General features: G+C 29.3%; 22 protein-coding genes. 13 read left to right on the forward strand and 9 right to left on the reverse strand.

Features of this window, described 5'->3' with window-relative positions; translation table 11 throughout:
- The first annotated feature begins 50 nt into the window (after positions 1-50).
- The 3 genes from XO10_RS03795 to XO10_RS03805 are packed head-to-tail and all read left to right on the forward strand — an operon-like array spanning position 51 to position 2,061.
- Positions 51-692: a TetR/AcrR family transcriptional regulator gene (locus tag XO10_RS03795; RefSeq protein ID WP_014296253.1), complete on the forward strand. Its 642-nt coding sequence runs from the start codon at positions 51-53 to the stop codon at positions 690-692.
- Between the two features lie 19 nt (positions 693-711).
- Complete coding sequence (locus XO10_RS03800; RefSeq protein WP_175418201.1) at positions 712-1,800, forward strand: nitronate monooxygenase family protein; 1,089 nt, start codon at positions 712-714, stop codon at positions 1,798-1,800.
- 18 nt (positions 1,801-1,818) lie between these two features.
- The gene (locus XO10_RS03805) at positions 1,819-2,061 is read left to right on the forward strand and encodes an acyl carrier protein (RefSeq protein WP_014296255.1); all 243 of its coding nucleotides are present in this window, start codon (positions 1,819-1,821) and stop codon (positions 2,059-2,061) included.
- 55 nt (positions 2,062-2,116) lie between these two features.
- Here the strand turns inward: XO10_RS03805 and XO10_RS03810 are convergent, their stop codons facing one another.
- Genes XO10_RS03810 through XO10_RS03825 form a run of 4 tightly spaced genes read right to left on the reverse strand, consistent with a single transcriptional unit; the run spans position 2,117 to position 4,103 of the window.
- Entirely contained in the window at positions 2,117-2,905 is a 789-nt protein-coding gene (locus tag XO10_RS03810) for an ATP-binding cassette domain-containing protein (protein ID WP_014296256.1), read from the reverse strand.
- Between the two features lie 13 nt (positions 2,906-2,918).
- On the reverse strand, positions 2,919-3,545 hold the full coding sequence (locus tag XO10_RS03815) for a hypothetical protein (protein WP_014296257.1): 627 nt from the start codon (positions 3,543-3,545) through the stop codon (positions 2,919-2,921).
- Positions 3,546-3,555: 10 nt separating this feature from the next.
- The gene (locus XO10_RS03820) at positions 3,556-3,783 is read right to left on the reverse strand and encodes a hypothetical protein (protein ID WP_014296258.1); all 228 of its coding nucleotides are present in this window, start codon (positions 3,781-3,783) and stop codon (positions 3,556-3,558) included.
- 11 nt (positions 3,784-3,794) lie between these two features.
- On the reverse strand, positions 3,795-4,103 hold the full coding sequence (locus XO10_RS03825) for an STAS domain-containing protein (protein WP_014296259.1): 309 nt from the start codon (positions 4,101-4,103) through the stop codon (positions 3,795-3,797).
- Between the two features lie 146 nt (positions 4,104-4,249).
- Between XO10_RS03825 and miaB the strand changes: the two genes are divergently transcribed.
- From miaB to XO10_RS03855, 6 genes are all read left to right on the forward strand, one after another.
- Entirely contained in the window at positions 4,250-5,602 is a 1,353-nt protein-coding gene (gene miaB / locus XO10_RS03830) for a tRNA (N6-isopentenyl adenosine(37)-C2)-methylthiotransferase MiaB (protein WP_175421147.1), read from the forward strand.
- 121 nt (positions 5,603-5,723) lie between these two features.
- Positions 5,724-6,863: a type III PLP-dependent enzyme gene (locus XO10_RS03835; protein WP_014296261.1), complete on the forward strand. Its 1,140-nt coding sequence runs from the start codon at positions 5,724-5,726 to the stop codon at positions 6,861-6,863.
- A gap of 31 nt (positions 6,864-6,894) precedes the next feature.
- Entirely contained in the window at positions 6,895-8,178 is a 1,284-nt protein-coding gene (gene rsmB / locus XO10_RS03840; protein WP_014296262.1) for a 16S rRNA (cytosine(967)-C(5))-methyltransferase RsmB, read from the forward strand.
- Positions 8,179-8,254: 76 nt separating this feature from the next.
- A complete protein-coding gene (locus tag XO10_RS03845) occupies positions 8,255-9,241 on the forward strand; it encodes an asparaginase (protein ID WP_014296263.1) in 987 nt (328 codons plus the stop codon).
- A 1-nt stretch (position 9,242) separates the two neighbouring features.
- Entirely contained in the window at positions 9,243-10,256 is a 1,014-nt protein-coding gene (locus XO10_RS03850) for an AI-2E family transporter (protein WP_014296264.1), read from the forward strand.
- Position 10,257: 1 nt separating this feature from the next.
- Positions 10,258-11,682 carry a lipopolysaccharide assembly protein LapB gene (locus tag XO10_RS03855; RefSeq protein WP_175421148.1) on the forward strand — a complete coding sequence of 475 codons (1,425 nt, stop codon included), beginning with the start codon at positions 10,258-10,260 and terminating at the stop codon, positions 11,680-11,682.
- Here the strand turns inward: XO10_RS03855 and XO10_RS03860 are convergent.
- Positions 11,664-12,206 carry a metal-dependent hydrolase gene (locus XO10_RS03860; RefSeq protein WP_014296266.1) on the reverse strand — a complete coding sequence of 181 codons (543 nt, stop codon included), beginning with the start codon at positions 12,204-12,206 and terminating at the stop codon, positions 11,664-11,666. The two genes, XO10_RS03855 and XO10_RS03860, sit on opposite strands and share 19 nt — an antisense overlap.
- Before the next feature lie 32 nt (positions 12,207-12,238).
- Between XO10_RS03860 and tsaB the strand changes: the two genes are divergently transcribed.
- The gene (tsaB, locus tag XO10_RS03865; protein ID WP_014296267.1) at positions 12,239-12,913 is read left to right on the forward strand and encodes a tRNA (adenosine(37)-N6)-threonylcarbamoyltransferase complex dimerization subunit type 1 TsaB; all 675 of its coding nucleotides are present in this window, start codon (positions 12,239-12,241) and stop codon (positions 12,911-12,913) included.
- A gap of 18 nt (positions 12,914-12,931) precedes the next feature.
- On the opposite strand, the gene XO10_RS03870 is transcribed toward tsaB, so the two are convergent.
- Positions 12,932-14,212, reverse strand: coding sequence for a hypothetical protein (locus XO10_RS03870; RefSeq protein ID WP_175418181.1), 1,281 nt, complete (start codon positions 14,210-14,212; stop codon positions 12,932-12,934).
- A 23-nt stretch (positions 14,213-14,235) separates the two neighbouring features.
- Complete coding sequence (locus XO10_RS03875) at positions 14,236-19,395, reverse strand: fibronectin type III domain-containing protein (RefSeq protein ID WP_175421149.1); 5,160 nt, start codon at positions 19,393-19,395, stop codon at positions 14,236-14,238.
- 297 nt (positions 19,396-19,692) lie between these two features.
- On the opposite strand from XO10_RS03875, the gene XO10_RS03880 reads away from it, so the two are divergent.
- From XO10_RS03880 to XO10_RS03890, 3 genes are read left to right on the forward strand one after another with little or no spacing between them, the layout of a single operon-like run.
- Entirely contained in the window at positions 19,693-21,363 is a 1,671-nt protein-coding gene (locus XO10_RS03880; protein WP_175421150.1) for a cohesin domain-containing protein, read from the forward strand.
- Positions 21,360-22,850 (forward strand): C1 family peptidase, encoded by a 1,491-nt coding sequence (locus tag XO10_RS03885; protein WP_175421151.1) that lies wholly within the window; start codon positions 21,360-21,362, stop codon positions 22,848-22,850. Before XO10_RS03880 ends, XO10_RS03885 begins: the two co-directional genes overlap by 4 nt.
- A gap of 54 nt (positions 22,851-22,904) precedes the next feature.
- The gene (locus XO10_RS03890) at positions 22,905-23,624 is read left to right on the forward strand and encodes a hypothetical protein (protein ID WP_175418185.1); all 720 of its coding nucleotides are present in this window, start codon (positions 22,905-22,907) and stop codon (positions 23,622-23,624) included.
- 37 nt (positions 23,625-23,661) lie between these two features.
- On the opposite strand, the gene XO10_RS03895 is transcribed toward XO10_RS03890, so the two are convergent.
- Together XO10_RS03895 and XO10_RS03900 are read right to left on the reverse strand one after the other, a co-directional pair.
- The gene (locus XO10_RS03895; protein ID WP_175421152.1) at positions 23,662-23,940 is read right to left on the reverse strand and encodes a type II toxin-antitoxin system RelE/ParE family toxin; all 279 of its coding nucleotides are present in this window, start codon (positions 23,938-23,940) and stop codon (positions 23,662-23,664) included.
- On the reverse strand, positions 23,924-24,196 hold the full coding sequence (locus XO10_RS03900; protein WP_014296274.1) for a ribbon-helix-helix protein, CopG family: 273 nt from the start codon (positions 24,194-24,196) through the stop codon (positions 23,924-23,926). Before XO10_RS03900 ends, XO10_RS03895 begins: the two co-directional genes overlap by 17 nt.
- Positions 24,197-24,277 lie beyond the last annotated feature (81 nt).

Raw genomic sequence — 24,277 nt, forward strand, 5'->3', positions numbered from 1 at the left:
AAAAACATGATATAATTTTCGAGAAAAATGACTGATGGTCAGGTGAAAATATGCCAAGAAGAAATTTAAGCGAAGAAGAAATACAAAGAAAAAAAAGAATAATAATGCATGAAGCAAAGAAACTTTTCTTTGAAAAAGGTTTTGAAAATACATCGATGTCTGAAATTGCTAAAGCTTCCAAAATGGCAAAAGGTACTATTTATTTGTATTTTTCAAATAAAAAGGACTTATACTTTTCTCTTGTATATGAAGGCCTTGAAATACTTGAAAAATTAATAATTTCATATATTCAAAAAGAAAAAAATGCACTAAATAAAATTTTATCCATGGGTAGAGCATACATTCAATTTTATAGAGAATATCCAGACTATTATAGCTTTGTAATAAAATATGAATCTGAAAAAGCAGATCTCGACCCTGAAGAACCAAAAGTTGTATCCACTTATGAAAAAAGCGAAAAAATATATGACATATTAAAACTACTTATTTTAAAAGGCCTTGAAGATGGCTCTATTAGAAAAGATATAGATAAAGATAAATTAGCTGCATTACTATGGCTACAAACAATAGGTATAGTCCAACAATATGAATTAAGAAAAAAATTATATGAAAACTGGAATGAATTTGTAGCAGAATCAATACTGGATTTTTATATTGATTTTATGAAAAAAACATTAGAACCAAGGGATTAATCCCTTTTTTCTTTAAAAAATAAATGACCACCGGTCATCAAAAAGGGGTGAGAATATTTTCAAAGGTTTAAAAATAGGAGAATTAACAACAAAATATCCGCTTGTACAGGGAGGAATGGCTGTAGGAATTTCACTGGATAATCTTGCAGGAGCAGTAGCTAAAGCTGGAGGAATAGGTGTAATAGGTACAGCAGGAATAGGATTATTTGAAAATATGAAAAATTATAAAGAAGCAAGTAAAATTGCTTTAAAGAAATTTATTAGAAGTGCTAAAGAAAAAGCTAATGGTGGAGTAGTTGGGGTTAATATTATGGTGGCACTAACTAATTATTCTGACATGGTAAAAACAGCTATAGATGAAGGAATCGACATTATATTTTCTGGAGCAGGATTACCATTATCTTTACCTTCATATTTAACAGAAAAAACAAAAACAAAATTGGTTCCTATAGTATCTTCTGTAAAAGCTGCACAGGTAATTATAAAAAGATGGGTTTCAAAGTATAATTATATTCCCGATGCAATAGTTCTTGAAGGTCCAAAGGCAGGAGGACATCTCGGTTTTAAAAGCAAAGAGGAAATCTTTTCAGAAAAAAATTCGCTTGAAAATCTTGTTCCACAATTAAAAGAGTTTTTGATTTCTATTGAAAAGAAATACGGAAAAAAAATTCCATTAATTGCCGGTGGAGGTTTATTTTCAAAAGACGATGTAAAAAAAATTTTAGATCTTGGAGCAGATGGCGTTCAAATGGCTACAAGATTTATTGCAACAGAAGAATGCGATGCACATGAAAATTTCAAAAAGGCCATTATCAATGCAAAATCCGATGATATAACAATAATAAAAAGTCCTGTAGGAATGCCTGGAAGAGCTATTAAAAATAATTTTATTGTTGCTGTTGAAAACGGTGAAAAGAAACCCTTTGAATGCAGATATCATTGTATAAAAACCTGTGATTTTAAAACAACGCCTTACTGTATAGCAAAAGCTTTATATAATGCAGCAATTGGTGATCTTGAAAATGGTTTTGTATTCACAGGCGCATCGGTTGAAAAAATAACAAAAATAGAAAAAGTTGAAAATATTATTAAAGAATTATTTGAATAACTTCAAGGAGGTATAAAAATGGACAGAAAAGAATTATTTGAAAAAGTAGCAGAAATTATATCAGAAAGTTTAAGTATTGACAGAGAAAAAATCACAGAAGATGCTGTATTAACAGATGATCTTGAACTTGATTCATTGGAATTGGTTGATTTAACAATGGACTTTGAATCAGAATTGGGGATATCAATTGATGATTCAGAATTAGAAAATATAAAAACAGTGGGAGATATTGTAGAAATATTATCAAAAAAAGCTGTTTAATAAATTAACCATTCTGGAATCCTCAAACAAAAAGCCCACTTTTTAAAAGTGGGCCTTATTTTTTTAAATATCCAAGAACGACTTCTCTAAAATCAGGAGTTCTTCCAATATCTTCATTGGTTTTTACCAGAATACCATCATCAAGTGGCATAATTATTTCCATTTCTTCTGTCATTTCGCTTTGCTTAACTATTTTATGCGCATTTAATGCCTCCTGTATATCACCCTCAAATGTAGTTTTTCCGGAGTTTATAATTGCAAATCTACTTGAAATAAGTTCCACTTCTTCTATATGATGGGTTGACATTATTACTATATTCTCGCCATTAGAAACAAATTCTTTCAGCAATTTAAGTATTTTGTCTTTTTTTACAGGGTCTATATTCTGTGTTGGCTCGTCCAATATCATTATTTTTGTATTTGATGCAAGCATGAGAATTATATAAAATAATGTTTTCATCCCAGAAGAATAGGCATTGAGCGGCTTTGTAATAGGCAAATTAAACTCCATCATCAATTCCTTATATCTTTTATCATTCCATTTAGGATAAAGGATTTTCCACAATTCTGCATAATCATAGGGGTATAACCCCTTAAACACCACTCTGTCTTCTAACAAAACAGAAATATTTCTTTTTCTAAATTTATTTAATGTCTTTCCATCAATTAAAACCTTTCCATTATCAGGTTTTAAATCACCATATATACATTTTAATGTTGTAGTTTTTCCAGCACCGTTTGGACCAACTAAAACATATATATCTCCTGAATTTACTGTTAAATTCACATCTATTAATGCCGGTTTTGGTCCATATGATTTCTCTAAATTTATAACCTCTATCATAATTTCACCTCTATTATTTTAAGGTATTAAATAAAAACCACGCTACAATTATTAATATTATCCCTATACCCAGCAGTGTAAAAATTTTATTCTTACTTCTTGTATAATTTGAAGAATCGGTAAAATGAAAAATAAACATAGACGCAAAAAACAAAAATACTGAAATTATATTTATAAAAATATTTTTTTGCATAACTACACTATAATCGCTTATAACACTATTTGATTTCAAGAAGAGATCTATAACCCATATTACAATTGGAACATATATTCCTCCCAGTCCTTTTATTGAAGATAAAACGCTTAACCCATAAAAAAAAGCAAAAAAAAGCAAAGAAAGCATCAGTGTTTTTAAATCGTTATTTTTGGTAATTCCAAAATATATTCCCTTAGATAATAAAAATATACTGGCTCCAAAAATATAATAAGAAAGGTATATCTCATACTTTGATACTGGCAAAGTTGAAATGAGAGCATAATTTTTTGTTTCTAATTCCCTGGTTAAAATTGTTGATGCGAAAATAACAGCAAACAAATTACCAAGATCTCCCGGTAGAAATAACAATGCAGAAATAATTATTATTATATATGGTTTTTGCCTTAATTCTTTTTCAAAAACAAAACGCAATGTTCTATACATTTAAATCACCTCATTTTTTTAATATTAGCATAAACTCAAATGGTGGCATAAAATTGGTAATTATTAGCAAAATCATAATAAAAAACAAAGCAAGATACAACCATTTACCTTTTTCAAAAACCATAGAAAAAGCAATAACAGCAAGAGCTTCTATGATAATTGGCAATATTGGAATTGTAGCGAAAAAAACACCTATTAACGATATTACCAAAGCAATTACAACCCATAATAACCTCATAAAATCTCCCCCTATTTTTGAATATTAAAAACTTCCTGAAGTTTTAATAACCCAAAAAGTTTTTGAATTTTATCATCCATATTTATCAATAGCAATTCCTTACCATGTTCTTCCAAACGTTTTTGATAGGAAATCAATTGTCCTATTCCAGTGCTATCAATAGTCATAAGATTTGAAAAATCTATTATAACCCTGTTTATATCTTTCTTATTCACAAATTCATTCATTTCATTATTAAAGTCATGAATATCATAAAGGGTAAATTCACCAATAAGCTTTGCTGTAACCAATTTATTCCTCTTAACTATAACTATTTGCATAATCTCCCTCCACAAATATTATTTTCTATACTTTTATTATATCACATAAACAACTTCATAACCTTTATATAAATTTAAAATCAGATAATATTAGTGGTAATAATAATAAGGTATTATTAATAGAAAATTCAAACGGAGGTGAAACAGTGAAATTCTATATTAAGACATTTGGATGCCAGATGAATGTAAATGAATCAGAAATTATGACTGGTATCCTGGAAAAAGAAGGCTTCGAATGGACAGAAAATCCACAAGAAGCCGATGTTATTATCTTAAACAGCTGTGCTGTACGTGAAAAAGCAGAAAATAAATTATATGGCGCCATTGGAAGTTACGGAAAGTTAAAAAAGAAAAAAGAAGACCTTATTATTGCTGTAGGTGGTTGTGTTGCCGAAAAGGAAAAAGAACATATTATTCAGAGATTCCATGAAGTAAATTTCGTTTTTGGAACAAGAAATTACATGAATATCAAAAAATTCATAGATAGAGCAAAACGTTCAAAAAAACGTTTTGTTGATTTAGGCGATGAAATTGATAAAATATCAGCTGATTTACCAAAACATCCATACAGCAAACATCATGGCTGGATTAATATAATATACGGTTGTAATAAATACTGTACATACTGTATTGTTCCATATACAAGACATCTTGAAAAAAGTAGACCCGTTGAAGATATTATAAAAGAAGTAAAATACTATAACGATAATGGATACAGAGAAATTACCTTTTTAGGTCAAAACGTTGATTCTTACGGAAAAGATTTTGGAGACGGAAAACCAAAATTAAATATATTAATAAAAGAAGCTGCAAAATACGATTCCATAGAAAGAATATGGTTTTTAACTTCATATCCATCAGACATTACAGACGATTTAATCGAAGAAGTTGCAAATAATCCAAAAGCTGCAAAAAATTTCCATTTACCTGTACAGGCTGGAAGCAACAATATCTTAAGAGCAATGAACAGAAAATACACAAGAGAATATTATCTTGAATTATTGGAAAAAATTAAAAAAACAGTTCCTAAGGTTACCATCTCAAGTGATATAATAGTTGGATTCCCTGGCGAAACAGATGAAGATTTCGAAGAAACTGTAGAACTTGTAAAAAAAGCACGTTATGAACGATTAAACCTTGCTGAATATTCACCACGCGAAGGTACAATTTCAGCAAAATACTATGAAGACAATATTCCAAAAAGGATTAAAAATAAAAGATTTCAATATCTTATGAATATTCAAAAACAAATTAACCACGAAGAAAATGAAAAATATCTCGATAAAGTTTTAACCGTTATACAGGAAAATAAAACAAAATCGGGAGCATACTTAGGAAGAACGATAAATAATAAAGTTGTAATATTCCAAAGCAATCCTGAGCTTTCCGGAAAGTTTGTAAAGGTTAAAATCAATAAAATTTCAGCTGGTCCATTATATGGAGAAGTTGTGGCTATCGAAGGAAGCTCCGAATTTAATAAAATAGAAAGTTATATATAACTTAAAGGTCCCGTTCGGGACCTTTTTCATAACTCGAATATATTGTTAAACAAAAGCGTTAGTAATAGTAACATTTATATTTTATCATTTATGTACATTATTTTTTGTGGGAGGGAAAATTATGGAAGTTAACGAATTGATAAGAGAGGCTGCTAAAAAACTTGAAACACCATTTTTGGTTCTTGATATTGAGCAGGTAAAAAAGAATTATATTAGATTAAAAAATTCCATGAAAAAGGTTGATATCTTTTACGCCGTTAAAGCAAACTCACACATTGAAATCTTAAAGGCATTAAGGGATCTTGGTTCATCATTTGATGTAGCTTCTGTGGGAGAGATAGATAAATTATTATCCATTGGAGTTAGTCCAAAAAGAATGAGTTTTGGTAATCCGATAAAAAAAGAAAAAGACATTGAATACGCCTGGAAATTAGGCATTGAATATTTCTCCGTTGATAGCGAAATGGAAGTTGAAAAGGTTGCACGTAGAGCTCCAGGAGCTAAAGTATATGCACGAATAGCAACAAGTTCAAACGACAGTGATTGGCCTTTATCTGGAAAATTTGGAACAGATATCGATCATGTAATATCAATATTAAAGTGGGCAAATAGAAATGGACTTGTTCCATATGGAATAAGCTTTCACGTTGGTTCTCAATCATATAACAAATATAAATGGCAGGAAGCTATTCTTGAAGCAAGTGTTGTATTTAATAAATTAATGAAAAATGGAATTGAATTAAAAATGCTTAATTTAGGTGGAGGCATTCCTGTAAAACATACAAAACCAATTCCAACAGTTGAGGAAATAGGAGAGGTTGTGGACGAATCAATACAGGAGTATCTATGGAAACATAAAGATTTGATGATTATTACAGAACCGGGACGTTCAATGGTTGGCGATGCAGGTATACTTGTCTCAAAAGTTATTTTAAAAAGCAGAAAAGGTGCAAAACAATGGGTATACCTTGATGTTGGCGTTTTCCACGGATTAATGGAAACAATAGAAAACTTTCAATACGAAATTCAAGTTGAAGGAAAAAGTTATGACAAAACTGGAGTATTCACTCTTGCAGGGCCAACCTGTGACAGTGTAGATACAATTTACGAAGATATTTTATTACCTGCTGATATAGATTATGAAGATATTGTTTATTTTATAAACGCTGGTGCATACACCGTTGAGTATGGTTCTTCATTCAACGGTATAGAACCACCAAAGGTTTATACAATTGATGAATTAAAAGAATTGATAAAATAATAAGACAAAATAATATGAATAGGTGAAATATATGGTTAGAAAAGACGCTTACATACTCTTGCGAGAATTTGAAAAAAAACATTATATTCCTCAAACATCATTTGAATACTTCAATAAAATATATTCAAATGAAGATATGGCATTATTAAAAAATCTCGTATGGGGAACCATTAGAAATTTAATAAAAATTGATTGGTATTTAAGCTTTTTAGTAAAAAATCTTAAAAAAACACCCCCAGCTTCAAAATGGATGTTAAGGTTGGGCGCATATCAGATTTTAAACGGTTTCAAGGAATATGTTGCTGTAAATGAAACGGTAAAAATTGCAAAAAATAAGAGAATAAGGGGATTTGTAAATGCCACTCTGAAAAATCTCATAAGAAAAAAAGCTGAATTAGCTCTTAAAGAACCAATATGGGTAAAATACTCTATTCCAGAATGGCTTTATAATTATCTAAAAAAATATTTCCCGGAAGATTATGTTATGGAATTTATGAAAAAAAGTTATTCTGTAAATCCCACTACATTACGAACCAACACATTAAAAACTAACAGAGAAGAATTAATCTCATTATTAAAAGGGATTAATATAAACAGTACAGAATCAAAACATTCACCATATGGAATAACAATAGATAAAGCGGGAATGGCCATTGAAAAAACTGACTTATATAAAAATGGATATTTTTATATACAACATGAAAGTTCTCAAATAATACCTTTAATACTTAATCCAAAATCTAATGAAAGAATTTTAGATATGTGTTCCGCACCTGGCGGAAAAACTACAGAATTAGCTCAAATTATGAATAATTCAGGAATAATAGATGCATTGGATATAGATATTGACCGTCTTGAACTTGTCGAAAAAAACGCAGAAAGATTGGGAATTAAAATAATTAATACAAAACTTATCTCAGGTGATGAATATATTGCTGAAAAATATGATAAAATCCTTTTAGATGCGCCATGTTCATCGGCTGGCACTTCGTCAATACATCCTGAAGTTTTGCACAGGATAAATATTGATGATTTTGTTAATTATTCCAATATACAGAAAAAATTACTGGAAAATGCCATTGAAAATCTTTTAAAACCTGGAGGAACATTGGTATATTCAACATGTACAATTTCAAATGAAGAAAATACACAAAACATGAAATACTTATTTGAAAAATATAATAATATAACCTTTGAAAAAATAGATTTATCGTTGTATAATATAAAGGGCTATTATGATGGCTATGGATATTATTTTTATCCTGATGAAACATTAATTCCATTCTATGTGTGTAAAATTGTAAAAACTAATTAAAAATAACCAATTTCCATTTAACTTAATTATTAAACACGGGAGAGGACTTGATATTATAAAAGAAAGGGGAATTACTATGAGCAAAGTGGCAATTATTACAACTGGCGGTACTATAGCAATGGTTCACGATCCATTACTTGGCGTGATTCCTTCAGATGAAAGAAATAAACACCTAAATGAAATCCCACAACTTAAAGAAATTGCAGAAACAGAGCTAATTGAATTTACCAACATACCAAGTCCTCACATGACTCCAACAGTAATGTTTGAATTGTCAAAATTCATAAAAGAAATAATAAAACGTGATGATATTACAGGTGTTGTTATTACACATGGAACAGATACACTTGAAGAAACTGCATATTTCTTAGACCTTGTAATGAATGAAGAAAAACCTATAGTTCTAACAGCAGCTATGAGAAACTGGAATGAACCAAGTACAGACGGACCTGCAAATTTAATCTCTTCTGTAAGAGTTGCAAAATCAAAAAATGCAAGAAACAAAGGTGTTCTTGTATGTTTAAATGATGAAATACATTCTGCAAGAGAAGTAACAAAAACATATACAAGCAATGTTGCAACATTTGATTCACCTGGCTACGGACCATTAGGTATAGTAGACGAAGATGCTGTAATTTTTTATAGAACATCTTTATTGAGAATGCATCTCGACACAGAAAGGGTTGAAGAAAAGGTTGCACTTATAAAAACATATACAGGTGATGACGGTTCAATATTAAGGGTATTACCTGAATTGGGATATAAAGGCGTGGTAATTGAAGGCTTTGGAAGAGGAAATGTCCCACCAAAGGTGGCTGATAATATAGAATGGATAATAAAGGAAAAGAACATCCCGGTTATTGTTGTATCAAGATGTTTTAAAGGAAGGGTTTTAGGAGTTTATGGCTATCACGGCGGTGGAGCAGATTTGAAAAACAAGGGTGCAATTTTTGGAAATGAAGTATCCGGTCAAAAAGCGCGAATAAAATTAACAGTTGCTCTTGGAATTACAGATAACATAGAGGAATTAAGAAAATACTTTGAATTCAATGGAGATGATTAACATGAAACTAAGTGCCAATTTAAAAGGGGCTTTATTTTCAGCATTTTACTTTTCTCTGTTTATAAGCATAGCCTTTATTTCAAAAGATGTCTTTACAATTATTATATTCACCATAGGATTTGTTCTTGCCATAAACCTTATGGCAAAAGCTTTGCACAGGATCAAAGTCCCCATGAAATTGGCAAATATAATTTCCTTAATCGCTTCATTATTCTTTTTATATTTATTGTTGGTATTATTAATACCAACGGTAACAAGAGAAATAAGCAATTTTATCGTATTTCTAAATGACTTTTTCCAGAATGCTCAATGGAAAATACTTTTACAAAATCAACCGGAATCCATTGTGAATAATGTAGAAGAATTTATGAATTCACTTCAACCCAAAGCTATAGAAATGCTATCGAGATTTATAGAAGTTATTCCAACATACGGTCAAAAAGCGTTTACATTCCTGTTCTTTTTAACCATTGGAACCATTTATTTCACTTTCTACTTTGAATCATTTAAAGCAAAATTGCAATATCTTTATCCAAAATCATTAAGAGACACAGCCAGTAAATTTTACAATGAAACCTTTAATCAAATTGAACACTACGTTGTTGCTACTTTATTAGCATCGGCTTTTGTTGGAATATCTGCATTTTTTGCAATGTCTATACTTGGAATAAAATATCAATTACTTTTAAGTTTCTGGGCAGCAGTAACAAATTTTATTCCTGTTATTGGGGTTATTCTTGAATTTATCCCTATGATTATTGTTGGGGTATCCAGCGGACTTACTACAATGCTAATATTTTTACTAACAATGTCCATAATACACGGAATTGCATTTATTATATTTATTAGCATAATGAAAGATTATGGGAGGGTTAATCCTGTTATTACAATATTTTCATTATTAATTTTAGGTTCTATAATCAGTTTAACTGGAGCTTTAATTGCAGTTCCAACTGCAATGATAATCCGTGTATTCTGGGATGTTTATATAAAACCTGAACTCGAAAGGAGCTAAAATGCGGGGGAAATTATTTATTATTATTTATTTATTATTATTTATTATCTTATCCTTTTCAACATCGATTGAGGATATAAAAAATCTATCAAAAATGCCATCTACTTTAGATGATGCATGGGCTGAATTTGTAAAATACCTGGCAGAAAATCCAGGTGATCCTTCTATTGGAATTATTGGAGAAGTAATATCTGCAAAACAGTATTTTTATAACAAATATAAAAATTCTCCTTTTATAGAACCTTTAATTGAAGAGAGGTTTAACAAATTTTGCAGTTCTCTTGGACTTTATAACTCAACATTCTCGGAAGATGAAACAAATTTGATACTAAAAATATTTCCACAAATTCCATTGGTTGTCAAAAGAACACTGGAAACAGGAATTATGGAATCAAACGCATATAAATACCTCTACAAATTAAATGGCCTTGAAAAATATGTAATGCCATTTTCTTATACTGGTTTTTTACAACTTTTTGTTGATAAATCCATTACATCACCGGTATTTTTGGATAAAGATATGGAAAAATTTGTATCAAAATTTGTACCTCATTCAAAATTACAGGATATAAACAGTATATTAAATAATTCCACTTATTTTCTCGATGAAAACAATTATCTTGGTGGTTTTAAACTTCTGGATTTCTTAAAAAGAGAAGGTATAATCGATTCAAAAGAATTAAAAACTTATTCTTTGCTAAAACAATATTTCGATTTAAAAAAAGAAATAGGGCAATTAGCTTCAAACATATATCTTGTAGATATCGATAAACTAAAAGATTTTACAATAAACGTACTTGATTTAACCAATAAAGTTATTAATCTCGATATAAAAAAAGAGTCTTTATACACCCTATTAAATGGTGTTATAAAGACTATTAGAATACGTATTGAAAGCTCAAATAAAATCATTTTCGATACTGTTCCAGAAAATCTCGATAAATTAATTGACAGTTCTTCTGATCCATTAAAAAGCGAATTATTAAAGTTAAAAGAAGTAATTGTTGCAGCATCAGCAAGTAGCAAGGCTAAAAGTCAAAATAATAACACAACAGAATCTACTACATCTCAAAAAGGAAATGAAAACAAATCAACCGTCGTATCCAAAAACGATAATAATACTAACTCAACAAAAAAGCATAGCTTAATAACTTATATTATTTTAATTGCAATTCTCGTTATAGTATCAATATTAACAATTCCATATTTCTTCGTATCTCATAAAAGTATAGAATTCTATATGAAATTAAAAATGTTTAAAACAGCTCTAAAACTTGCTGAAAAGCTCGTCATAAAAAATCCTGATGATTATAAAGCTTATATATTAATGGCACGCATATTGGAAGAATTAAATGAAGTTGATCAGGCAATGATGGCATATAAAATGGCTCATAAAAAAAGACAATCTCAAGATTCCTTAAAATGAGCATCTAAAAATAAATGAACAAAAAATCCAAATACTAAAGCTGTAGAAATATATACACTTTCAATATCTATGCTATAATAATTTTTGGTTATTAATGCATAAAGTATTATTCCCAAAAATATTCCGGTTATGGGGCTATGCCATTTCCCACGATGCTTTGTTATTTTATTAAACAAAATACCCATAATTCCGCCTGCTAAAATTCCCAGAATAATATATATTGTCTTCAGAACATATAATCTCATATGTAAAAAAGAGAGAAAATCATAATAATATGAGATCTTAAAAACAATTTGTATTCCTATGCCTACGAGTAAAATTCTAAAAAATTTATTTATCAAAGAAAAATTATGATCCACATCAGGAAGATCGCTCCCTAAAACAAAAATAAAAAATCCTGATAAAATAACCTTTAATGAAGAAATAAAATCAATACTAAAAAAATCAGCAATTAAAGAAAAAAGCAAGAAATATAGAGGATATAATATTATTCCTGTAATAACATGCGTTCTAAAATTTGGCAATATAAAAACTCCTTTCTATGGTGGTGATTAAAATGAATATTTTAGGAATAGATGCTTCAAACAAAGGAATAATTATAGCATTAAAAAAAGATAACAAAATTTTTGTGAAAGAATCATATGAAAAAAATTCCGGTACATATATTATAACCCTGATAAATGAAATTTTAAAAGAAAATAATTTGACAATAGATGATATAAATCTTTACGGATGCACAATAGGACCGGGTTCATTTACCGGAATACGAATCGCAATTGCCGCTATCCAGGGATTATTATTTAATAGAAACAAAAAAGTGGTGCCAATTATTTCAACTGAAATTTTATTCAAAAGCTCTTCTCATTTAACTCACCAAAAAATCGCCATATTAAAAAGAGCTCGTGTTGACGCTGCTTATATACATATTTTTAATAACGGTATCTCAGAATTTGGTCCTGAATTAGTTGAAATTTCAAAAATCCCTGAAATAACCGATGGTGCAATTCTTTTAGGTGAAGAAGCTGAATATTTCAAAGAAAAATTAAAATTGCCAAATATCTTAGAATATGCTAAATATAATCCTGAAAGCCTTATTGAACAAATAATTGAAAACAATGAAAAATCTGTTTCCCCTTCAGAACTAAAGGTTTTATACTTACAAAAACCCTTAGCTGTTGAAAACTTTGAAAAGAAACATAATATTTCCATAGATAATGAAATATATAATTAGGTTGTTCATACGAACAACCTAATTTTTTTCAAGATCTACATCAATTGAAATTGTATTATAAAAATTACAGTAAAAAAATTCCACATCAAACTGAACTTTCTTCTTTAAATTATCCTTTAAAAAAACCCTAAATCTGTTATTTTTAATATAAACCTTTTTTCCATTATAAAAAACTGATACACTCTCAGGTTGAACACTTTCAGAATTCCAGAAATATATCCTTGGATTTTTCAATAAAAACTCTGCATAATCGTTATTATAACCAAGAAACTCTATTTCTACAGATGTATTTGATATATTTTTTGGATTATCAATTACTTTAATTTTTGAACTTCCGGCAATCTCTTTTCCTTCAATCTCAGCGCTATACACAATTGTATATTCACCGGAATTTTTAAATTCATTTAAAAATACTGTATTATCAAGATAAGAATATTTTATTTCCCTATAATCTCCCAGTACCTTAAAACTTAAAAAATCTAACTCTGGCATTTCAATTAAATTACCATATTTATCATACATTTTTAAAGACTTTATGTGCAAAATTTCAGGAATTTCTGTATATATTATATCCTTATCAAATTCTATTTTTAAACTATATACTCTATCTGGAAAAACTCTTAAAATTATTTCCTTCATTCTAACTTCTTTATCTTCAACAAATATATTAATAGTATATTCTCCTGATTTAAATACCGGAGGTATCCATATTTTTAACATTCCATTCTCATCTGTCTTACCTGAATACACCTTCTCATTATTATTAATACTATAAAATACATGAATCCCTTCAGCTGGAACCGTTTTATTATACGCTTTTACATAAAAAGATATCTTTCTTCCAGCAATTACACTTATATTATCCGGAGTATCAATATATGTGAAATTCTCATTTCCAAACTTTATCAAGGAAAATTTCAATCCAAAACCAAAGGAAACATTAATTTTATCTTCTTTATAAATATCCGAAAAAAACAATAAATTCTTATATCTTAAATTAATCCCTGTATATACCCCTTTATTAAAAATATATCTAAAATAAGGTTCAAGATATACGCTTTTTAATACCATCATACTCCCAACAGTAATTTGAGGATAAAAATTATTATCGTACAAAAATCCTCCTCCAATATTTAAAGGAATATTACCACCATCAAACCCAATATGCAATAAATGCATATTGGGATTAACAATATCTTTTGAATAAAAAGTATAATCATATTCTGTATAAATATTACTCAATCTTCCAAAAATTACTATTCCTAATATCAAAAATGCCGCAATTGCTATTCTTTTCATTTTATCCTCCTTATTTTAACTTTTTATTCGGGAGTGCTCCAACCTAACAAATTGGAATCTGTCTTTATAATATATGAATTTCCGTTAGTCTTATCATCAAAAGACTTCGTTTTTCCAAATATAATATATCCGCCATCAGAAGATTCTATAATTCCATTAGCCACATCTTCTCCTGTTCTTCCAAAAATAACCTGTTTTTCTATATTCATTGAATCGTCTGTTTTTAGTACTTCTATATCACCATCTGTTGTATTTAACAATATAACAAAACCATTATTACTCTTTAAAAGATTTCCATTCTCAGAACCATAACTATTTTCTATAATTGGACTGTACAACTCATTTCCCCTATAACTTATCTGTTTAAGAACAATATTCGTATCCTTATACCCAAAAATCCAGAAATCTGGATCTGTATCCACAATAGATACTATTTTATCCATATCATCAAATTCTTTTTCAAATATTATCTCACTAAACGCATTATCTAACTTTGCTATATATCCTTTGCTGCTTTTACTTCCAGCTACTATATATCTTTCATTACCATCTTCATCGGTAATTTTAATAACATCATATAATGTTGTATCGCTAATTGTTGTAGCAGCAATAGATATTGAATAATCTTCGTTGAATTCCACCAATATAGAGTCAGAATTATATGTTCCTACGATATCTATTTTATTATCAGAATTAATATAAATACTCTGAACTTCTGAAATATCCACAGTTGTGGAATATGGATTAGTTGCTGGCGGATTTGTAGTTCCTGAAAGATCTGATGCAACCTCTTCAAAACTTATTTTATCATTACTATCTTTACCAACAACAACTATATGATTTGAAGTATTTTCAAATAACTTACACGGCTCTGATAAATTCACATTATAAGTATCTATACTATTACCATTAGAATCTACTTTCTTTAATTCATACGAGGAATCTATTTTCTCTAAATAAACGAAATTTCCATCGCTTAATTCAATCATATCAAGTATTTCTTCTACTTTATCTGAATCACCAGATTCTTTTGTGTATATATTTGTATCAACAGTTGGTGTATTATACTCATATGTACTTTCACTTATATCTCCTTTATCATCTATAGCTCTAACTTTGAAACTATAAGTCTTAGCTGGAGTTAATCTTTCCATAAAATATTCAGTATCGCTAATATTATATGCAACTGTGCTATAATCACTTGCTCCCTCTTCCTTTTTCAATACATCATATGTTATACTTTGATTTTCAGGATCTCTTGAAGACCATTTTAAATTAAATTCCAGTAAATCTTCATCTATATTTTCGATTTCCGGTGTTACTGGAGGACGATTTACCGTAAATTTCAAAATTTCTGATGATGTTTCTCCACCATATTTATCCTTTGCAATTATCTTCCAGTAATATGTCTTTCCGTTTTCAAGATTAGAATGATTATAATATGCTAAACTTTGATCTGCTAACTTTAATAGAGAATCTATTGCATCACCAAACCATATTTCATATGTCAATTCTCCAGAAACAGCATCACTATCACTACATTTCCATTTTAATGTTACATTTTTATTAATTCCAACCTCATTATTCTGAGGACTAAATGCTGTTTTATCAAATTGAGGCAATGCATTAGTTTTAAATGAAACAACATTAGATTCAACCTCTGCTCCTTTTGAATCTATTGCCTTAACTTTCCAATAATATGTTTTATTGGAATCAAGATTATTAACAACTAACTCATTATTTTCCGTTTCGCCAAAATACTTTAAAGAATTTGAACTTTCGCCGAGATAAATTTTATATGTTAAATCATCATCATCTGGATCAAAAGCAGTCCATGTAAATTTGCTACCATTTGTAAAATGATTAACTGTGCTATCAGGATATAATGAATCATTATAAATAACAGGACTTCTTGTAGTTTTAAATGAAATCTCCTTAGTGGTTTTTGCTGATTTATTGTCCTCTGCTGTAATTACAAATTTATATTCGGTATTCACTTCAAAATCCAGTTTTATATAATTTAACGTTCCAAGATCTTTTGTATAATAAGGCGTTCCTTCGCCATTCTTATATACCTCAATTTGATATTCAAGCAAATCCCCGTCTGGATCCTCAAAATCCCAGCTTATTTCAACATCATTAACAGCCTCATTTGTTGAACCATCTGTAATTCCTGTTATACTCTTAAATACAGGAGCATGTGTGGTGGTAAAACTTCTAATATCAGTTTCTGTTACACCATACATTTCATCTTCAAGTTTTAATTTCCAGTAATATTTTTCACCTGGATCTAAATCTTCTGTTATTGTATATTCTCCACTCATTGATTGTCTCTCTATCTTCACAGAATTATTGAGATTATTTTCATCTTTTCCATAATAAATATAAACATCAACATACGAAGAATCATTATCTTCAGCTATCCACATTATTGTTGGATTCAACTTAACATTATTATCATCCGATCGCGGAGAATAATCCATAACTTTAGGATTAGCATTTATTTTTAAATTAATACTCTTACCTTTTAATACCATTCCTTTATCATTAATTGCTTCCACATAAACTGTATATGTTTTTCCATCTTTAAACTCAACAATTGCGCTATTTGATGTTAAATTATCTGCTAATATTTCTTTTTCATCTAAATATTCACCCACTATTCTGTATTTAATAGAACCATTATATGGATCGCTACTTGGATTCCATATCAACTTTAATTTTGATGGATATTTACTTTCATTAAATGTATATTTTTTATCTGGTTCATAATAATCATAAATATCTATAATATCAGGAGAGTTTTCTGGAGCCTGAGCTGTTATAAATGTTGCTACATCAGAAACTGCTGTAGCAAATTTACTATCCTCAGCCACAACATACCAGGAATATTCTGTATCTGGTTCAAGATCCTTAACCTCTTCAAGACTATACTCTTTTTCAGTTGTGGTACCTTCCAGAGTATCATTAAGATACACATAATATAACAAAGAATCACCATCAGGATCAGAAGCATTCCAGCTTAAATTTTCTGATGCGGCTACACCTTCAACTCCAGATGGATCAAGATTTGATACTGTTGGTTCTTGAGATGTGGTAAATGAAAACTCATCAGAAACATTTGTTGCAAATTTGCTATCCTCCACCTCAATATACCATTTATATTCACTATCAGGTTGCAATAACAAGTTTATAGATATATTTGTATCTGTAGTTTCTTCGGTTAATACAACATTTTCCTCTGAATCTTTTACAACAACCTTATAACTCATATCTTCATCATTATTATCAGGATCTTCTGCAGACCATGACAATATTGGTTTTAAAGAAATGTTATGAGCTCCATCGGCAGGAGACATTTGGGAAATATCAGGCTTTTTAGTTGTTTCAAAATACAATTCCCCTGAATCAGTAAAATCACCACATGTGTCATAGGCTATTACTTTCCATTTATATTTAGAATCAGAATCCAATAAATCTTCTATTTTATATTTTGTATCTGTAACAGTAGCTATTAATGTAAAATCTTCCGAACTTTTAGCCAGATATACCTGGTAATATGAAAGATTGGAATCTTCAAATTCCCATTCAAGCTCAGGTAATAAAGAAATATTATTTTCATTATTTACAGGAGTTGCATCTTTAAAAACAGGTTTTGCATTTGTCATAAATGTTGCTACAGAACTTATAGTAGATGCTCCTGTATTATCAACTGCTTCAACCCACCATGAATATTCCTTATTATATTCAAGATTATTCAAAACATAATAATACACACCTTTATTTTCATCATAATCCTTTGAAGATGCTGATTTCTCAAATGGATGAACAATAAAGGTTAAATTACCGTCTGGATCATATGTTTTCCAGGATAACGTTGCATTTTTAGTTGGATAATCTATTGTTCCAGATTCTGGTTTTAAATCATACGGTTCCTGCGGATCAACATTCATTCTAAATTTTATTCTCTCTTCAACCTCATTTCCTTTACCATCATTTGCTTTTAACAAAATACCATACCACATTCCTTTTTCCAGAGGAATGTTAGATGTATCCAATGATTTTTGATTTGTTGTTGTCTCATATATACATCCATTATCAAAATCAACATATTTTAAAATATCGCTTTCATTTATCTTCTTTATTTTTATATTAAACGAAAGAGAATCATTATCCACATCTGTAGCCTTCCAGGTTATTGAAAATCCTTCTGGAACACCTACTTCATTATTTTCTGGATATGTAATTTCTATTTCAGGTTTATACGATGTTGTAAATGTTGCTATTGGACTCTCAACATTTTTCACTGTATCAATAACATACCATGAAATTTCTAACCCCGGCGGAAGATTATCTATTATATAGTACGAATTTGATGTTGAAACTCTTACAACATCATTATTATCAATAGAATTATTTGGAGAATAAACAACTTCAAACTTTGAAGGCTTTGAATATTTCCACTGTAACTTTATATTGTTAATATTAACGCTTTTACTTCCTGGAGCTGGGGAAATAATTTGAAAAACATATGACTTTACAGAAAATTCATATGTTTTATATGACCAAATATCATTGGTATCATAGGCAACAAGCTTTAAATAATATGTTTTCCCATAATCGAGATTTTTTAATAAAAAACTATTAACAGATGCATTAAATTCATTAATCTGTGTTTTATCTTCTGGAAAATCTGGATCCTCTGAAAAATACAACATAATTTTTTTTATACCGTTATTATCACTAACCTTCCATTTCACTTCATACTCCGTTGTTTCAATAACATTATCTTCCATTAAAAATTCAATTTTTGGAATATCAGAAGTTTTAAGCTCATATATATCAGAATCTGTAAATTGACCTTTCTTTACCGTTCTAATCTTAAAATAATAGGTTGAATTATCCTCAAGACCTTCAATATTTATAGATGTATTCTGTGTTGAAATAGTCCCTGTAAAATTATCTTTTGATTTACCATAATAAACTTCAAATGTAAATTCATCTGATGACGCATTACCTTCAAGATGCCACGACAACAAAAAACTCGTCGGCAAATTATCCCGTTGTGAAGGATAATCCAGAATGGCTTTAGGCGGTTTAACAAAAAAACAGCCATTTAGCAAAAATAAAATTACTACTATTAAAAATATATAAAGAATTTTTTTCTTAAATATTTTACCCATATATAAATCACCCCTTATTATTATATTCGTCAATATATCATTCTACATTACATAACAAATTTCTTAAATTTCCAAAATAGTTTCTTCCTCAACAAATAATATTAAAATCAAATTACAACCAGCCGCATTTATATCCTTATCTATGTAACCGATTACATTTAATTATATTAATTTTTTCAAAATTTGTGAATGAAAAATTTTTCATTCATATTTAAATTTACAATTTATTAACTTGAAAAGAATTTAAAATTAGTATATAATTTATTGTCGGATATATCACAAAAAGGGGGTTAAAGGATGAAAAAGGGTAAAGTGGTGTATTTTATTATTTTAACGACGGTTATTCTCTTAACCTTTACATCATGTCTTAATGTTAAACCTATTTCAGTTTCAGTTAACACAAGCGCATTTAGTATCAACGGAATTGTTCCAGTAAAAACACCTGTTGATGTAAAATGGACTGTAAAAGGATTGGATGATTTCACATCAAAACTCGTTGTAACATTTAATGATTCTGTAGTTTTCGAAAAAAGCGGAGCTAACATGACAACTGCCACTATACCTGAGGACAAACTCATAAAAACGGGAACATACAAATATTACGTTGAAGTTACTTATGATAAAAAGTCCATAAAAACCGATGAAATGATTTTCAAGGTTGTCCCAAGTATTAAGGAAATTAGAGTAGTAGGCGGAGGACTTATTCCTGCAGGAAATTCAAAATTAATAAAATGGGATACATTTAGTTATGTTGAAGATAGAAATTATGAATATTCAGTTATGGTATTAGAACCAGGGAAAAAAGAATATACAGAAGTAGCCACTACAACAAACGATTATTATGAATTACCTACAATTTCTACAGCCGGTGAATATAAAGTAAAAGTTGTTGCTAAAGAATTAGATGATATTAAAGTTGAAAGTCCTGAAGTATCATTTTATGTTGTTAGCGATTCAGAAAGTTTTATCTCTACGAAGTTTGTTGAATATAGTTCAACAACACCATGGTATATAGAAAAAATCCCAGCAGAAATCTCCAAACAGGCAACAGATATCCTCTTAAAATTCTTTAAATACTCAGAAGAAGATATTGATAATACAACAGAAACAATCAGTGAAAGGAGCAAATTAAACCTTATAGATATCGATAAAGATGGAATCTATGATCAATGGAAAGAAGTTTCAACATATACAGAACACGACTGGATTCAAATACCTTATAAACTATTTGAATATGAAACATTATGGATTGTTGATAAAATTGTTTATAAAGAAGATGCTATTTTTATAAAATACGCTGGTGCTGCAGGTAAATATGCAGGATATGGAATAGATATACCTTTAGCAACTGTTGGATTTGATTTAAATACATATTATAGCGTTTATATGCTTACAGTAAATTATAAAGCAAAAGACTATAGACAATTTATTTTAGAAGAAAGATATGATTCTGATACCAAACCTGTATTTAAACTAAAATCAGATGCGAGCAAAGTTGCTACTGGTTCAGAATTCAAGGTGACAATAAATGCTACAAATGTTGCCGAATTCGCAAAATCAAATGATGTAAGATATATGCAATTAGCTGTAAAATACAGCAAATACTTAACCTTAGAAAATGTTGAATTCCCTGATTTCATAGACAGTGATAATGGCTATGCAGATTTTTCTGCTTATAAAGTTTCAGATAGTGCAACATCTGTAATCCTTTATAAAGGCTTCACACTTGATACAGATGAAACAGAACCAGCAAGCGAAAACTTCGCTGTATTAACCTTTAAAGTAAGCAATGACGCAACTGGAACGCTGAAAATTAATCTTGCTTATGAAGGCTATCTTGATGATTATGATACATATATTGATGTTCCAAATCCTATATTCAAAGACAAGGATAATGTAAATGTGGATGGATTTATTGTAGATCATACAGATCTTTCCGTTACTGTAAGCGGAGGTGATGAAGAATGAAAAAATTAATTATTCTTACAATCTCATTATTAATGATAATAAATATTTTTGCACGAAATATTGTAGATGAAATGAAAAGCAAAGTTCCGGAAATAAAAAGCAATGTAGAAAATTTAAATTTAAAATGGATTCCAGGAACAAATGAAGGCTTTTATTCATTCTTTGAAAGATTTGATGGAGTTACATTAGAAGATGTAAATAAAAGATTAGCCGCTTATAAGGAATTACCAGACGCCATTAAAGAAAAACTTTTAAACCATTTTAAAACTTTAAACAGTTTCCCTGGCGGAAAAATATTACCAGATGAGTTAGTTACAACAGACGATAGAATAATGTCCTCTCTTATAATGATTAAACCAGAAAATATTTCTGATAAAACTTTCTATAGATTAGAACCTATAAGAGATCAATATCTCCATGGTAGTTGCTGGGCATTTTCTACAGCAGGTATGATGGAAAGTGATTATGCAGTTCAGGTTTTGGGAGAAACAACAGATGGAAATAAGAATAATTTGGTAGATTTTTCAGAAAGATGGGCAGCATATCATAATATAGACTGGGATGTATATTTCTACTCAAATTATGAAATTGTCCAGGATAGAAATTCATTGGAAGGTGGACTTGTTTATTTTTCATCATATAATATGATCAGATATGGTATGATAGAAGAAAAATATGCTCCATATTCAGATGTATTCTTAACCGATGAAGAACAAATCCCACTTCCACCACAGGCATATGGTGCTCCAAGATATAAGGCAAATAAAACCATAATGATTCCTGACGCAATTTCTTCAAAAGAATTAGGTTATACTTATGATGATTATATTAATATGATAAAAACAGCATTAAAAAATTATGGTTCTTTAGCAGTTTCATACTTTGTTCCTGATGATTTTTATTCTTACACAAAAGGAATTTATACACCAACAGTTTCACCTTCTGGAGGTCATGCTGTAACTTTAGTTGGTTGGGTTGCTGCTGAAGATCTTGACGATGTAGTTCTTGCTGAAAAGATTAATCCAGAGGCAACACCAATTCTTGAGACAGAAGTTTCAAGCTATACTTATTATGACCCAACAGTTGAGGCAACATATACAGCAGATTTATTCTGGATTGTAAAGAATTCTTGGGGATATAACTGGGGTGATGGAGGATACTTTGTAATTCCAGCTATAACAAAAGAAGCATATGATAATCCTAAAAAAGATGAAGACGGAAATTATATAATACAATGGTGGAATATCAATTCAAGACCAATGTATGCTTTAGTATTTGATTCAGAAGCAAAGCATAATACCGTAGATCTTGATATTAATGGCGACGGTACAGTTAATCTTGACGACTTTAAGGCTTTAGTTAACAAAGTCGGCTCAACAGATGCTGATGATATTTCAAAATGTGATATTGGATATCCAAAAGATGGTAAAATAACAGGCGACGATGTTTCAACATGGATTTATCTTTACAATAAATCTAAAGAATAATAATACTTAATTCCGGGGCCTTTCGCCCCGGAATATTCTATTGGAGGGATTTAAATGAAAAAAATTATTATTGGATTATTATTTACTCTTTTAAGTATTAATTTATTTGCCAATATACTCATTCATGAAAGCTCTTTCTTTCCAGAGAATGGTTTTAATGTTATAAATAATGACAATTTTCATATTGAAATAATTAAATTATACGAAGATAATAATTCCAAAGCTTTTTTAATAAGAGCTGATAAAATCTATTTTGATCCAGATTATAAATTTGTATTTAAATTGAAGATAATAACAGAGAATGAAACTTATGAAAAAAACTTATATCCTGACAGAACAGATAAAAAATCATTAAAATTGTCTCCACAATTGATTATAATGCCATCAAAAGCTAAAATCTATTTAAATGATATTCCTTTAGAAAAATATTATGCATTTCCAGATGCAAAAAGCTTATCAGAGATATTAAAAGATATAAAAATCCACACTTTTTATTTTTATAAAAAGGTTTCCGAAGATAAATACATACCTGTTAAAAACTTTGAAAAAAATGAGGAAGTATATTTACTTTTTGCCGGTAATCCACAATTCACAAATAAGGCTATTATTAATATAAACAATGGAAAAATGAATATATTGACATATCCAGAATTTAAGATTTTAAGTGGAAAAAGCTATGTTTTTCAAAAAATTGGAAAATTAACAGAATCAAAGTATATAATTACTCTCAAATACGACAAAAGATCATATAGCTATGAAATAACAATAAAATAACGGACCAGCAACGGTCCGTTTTTATTGTGATTCAACTTTACTTATATTCTCCACCACGTGGTGCAATATCAACAACCAGTATAATCAATTCATCGTTATGCATACTAAAAATCACACGATAATCTCCAACTCTTAATCTCAATAATCCTTCAAATTTTCCACGGAGAGTTTTCACATCAGGTATAGCCACATTCCTTTTTCCATCATAATAATCTATCATATCTCCTATGGCATCAAATATACGATTTTTCATTCTGGTATCAAGTTTTTTGAATACTTTTTGAGCTCGTTTTGTTAATTTAACGGTGTATTTCATAACTTTCAACAACCTTTAGATCATCTTCGGTCAATGTTTCTAACATTTCAGTTAGCTCTTTATTTTCTTGATCATCACATGCTGGCACATTAGCCATCATTTTAAAATATACTTTATTGTACTTATTAGTTTCGAGAAAACTGTTAACAGCTTCACGTAAAATAGCACTTATACTTTTGTTTTGTATACGTTTCAATTCTTGAAGAATCTTCCATGTTTCCGGATCAATCATTATGTTGTGACGTTCTAAACTCATATAAATCACCTCTATTGTGTATGGTGTGTAATTACACATAAAGTATATCACATACAAATAAAAAAGTCAAGGTAAATATAG

The organism is Marinitoga sp. 1135 (assembly GCF_013363245.1).
Taxonomy (GTDB): Bacteria; Thermotogota; Thermotogae; order Petrotogales; family Petrotogaceae; genus Marinitoga; species Marinitoga piezophila.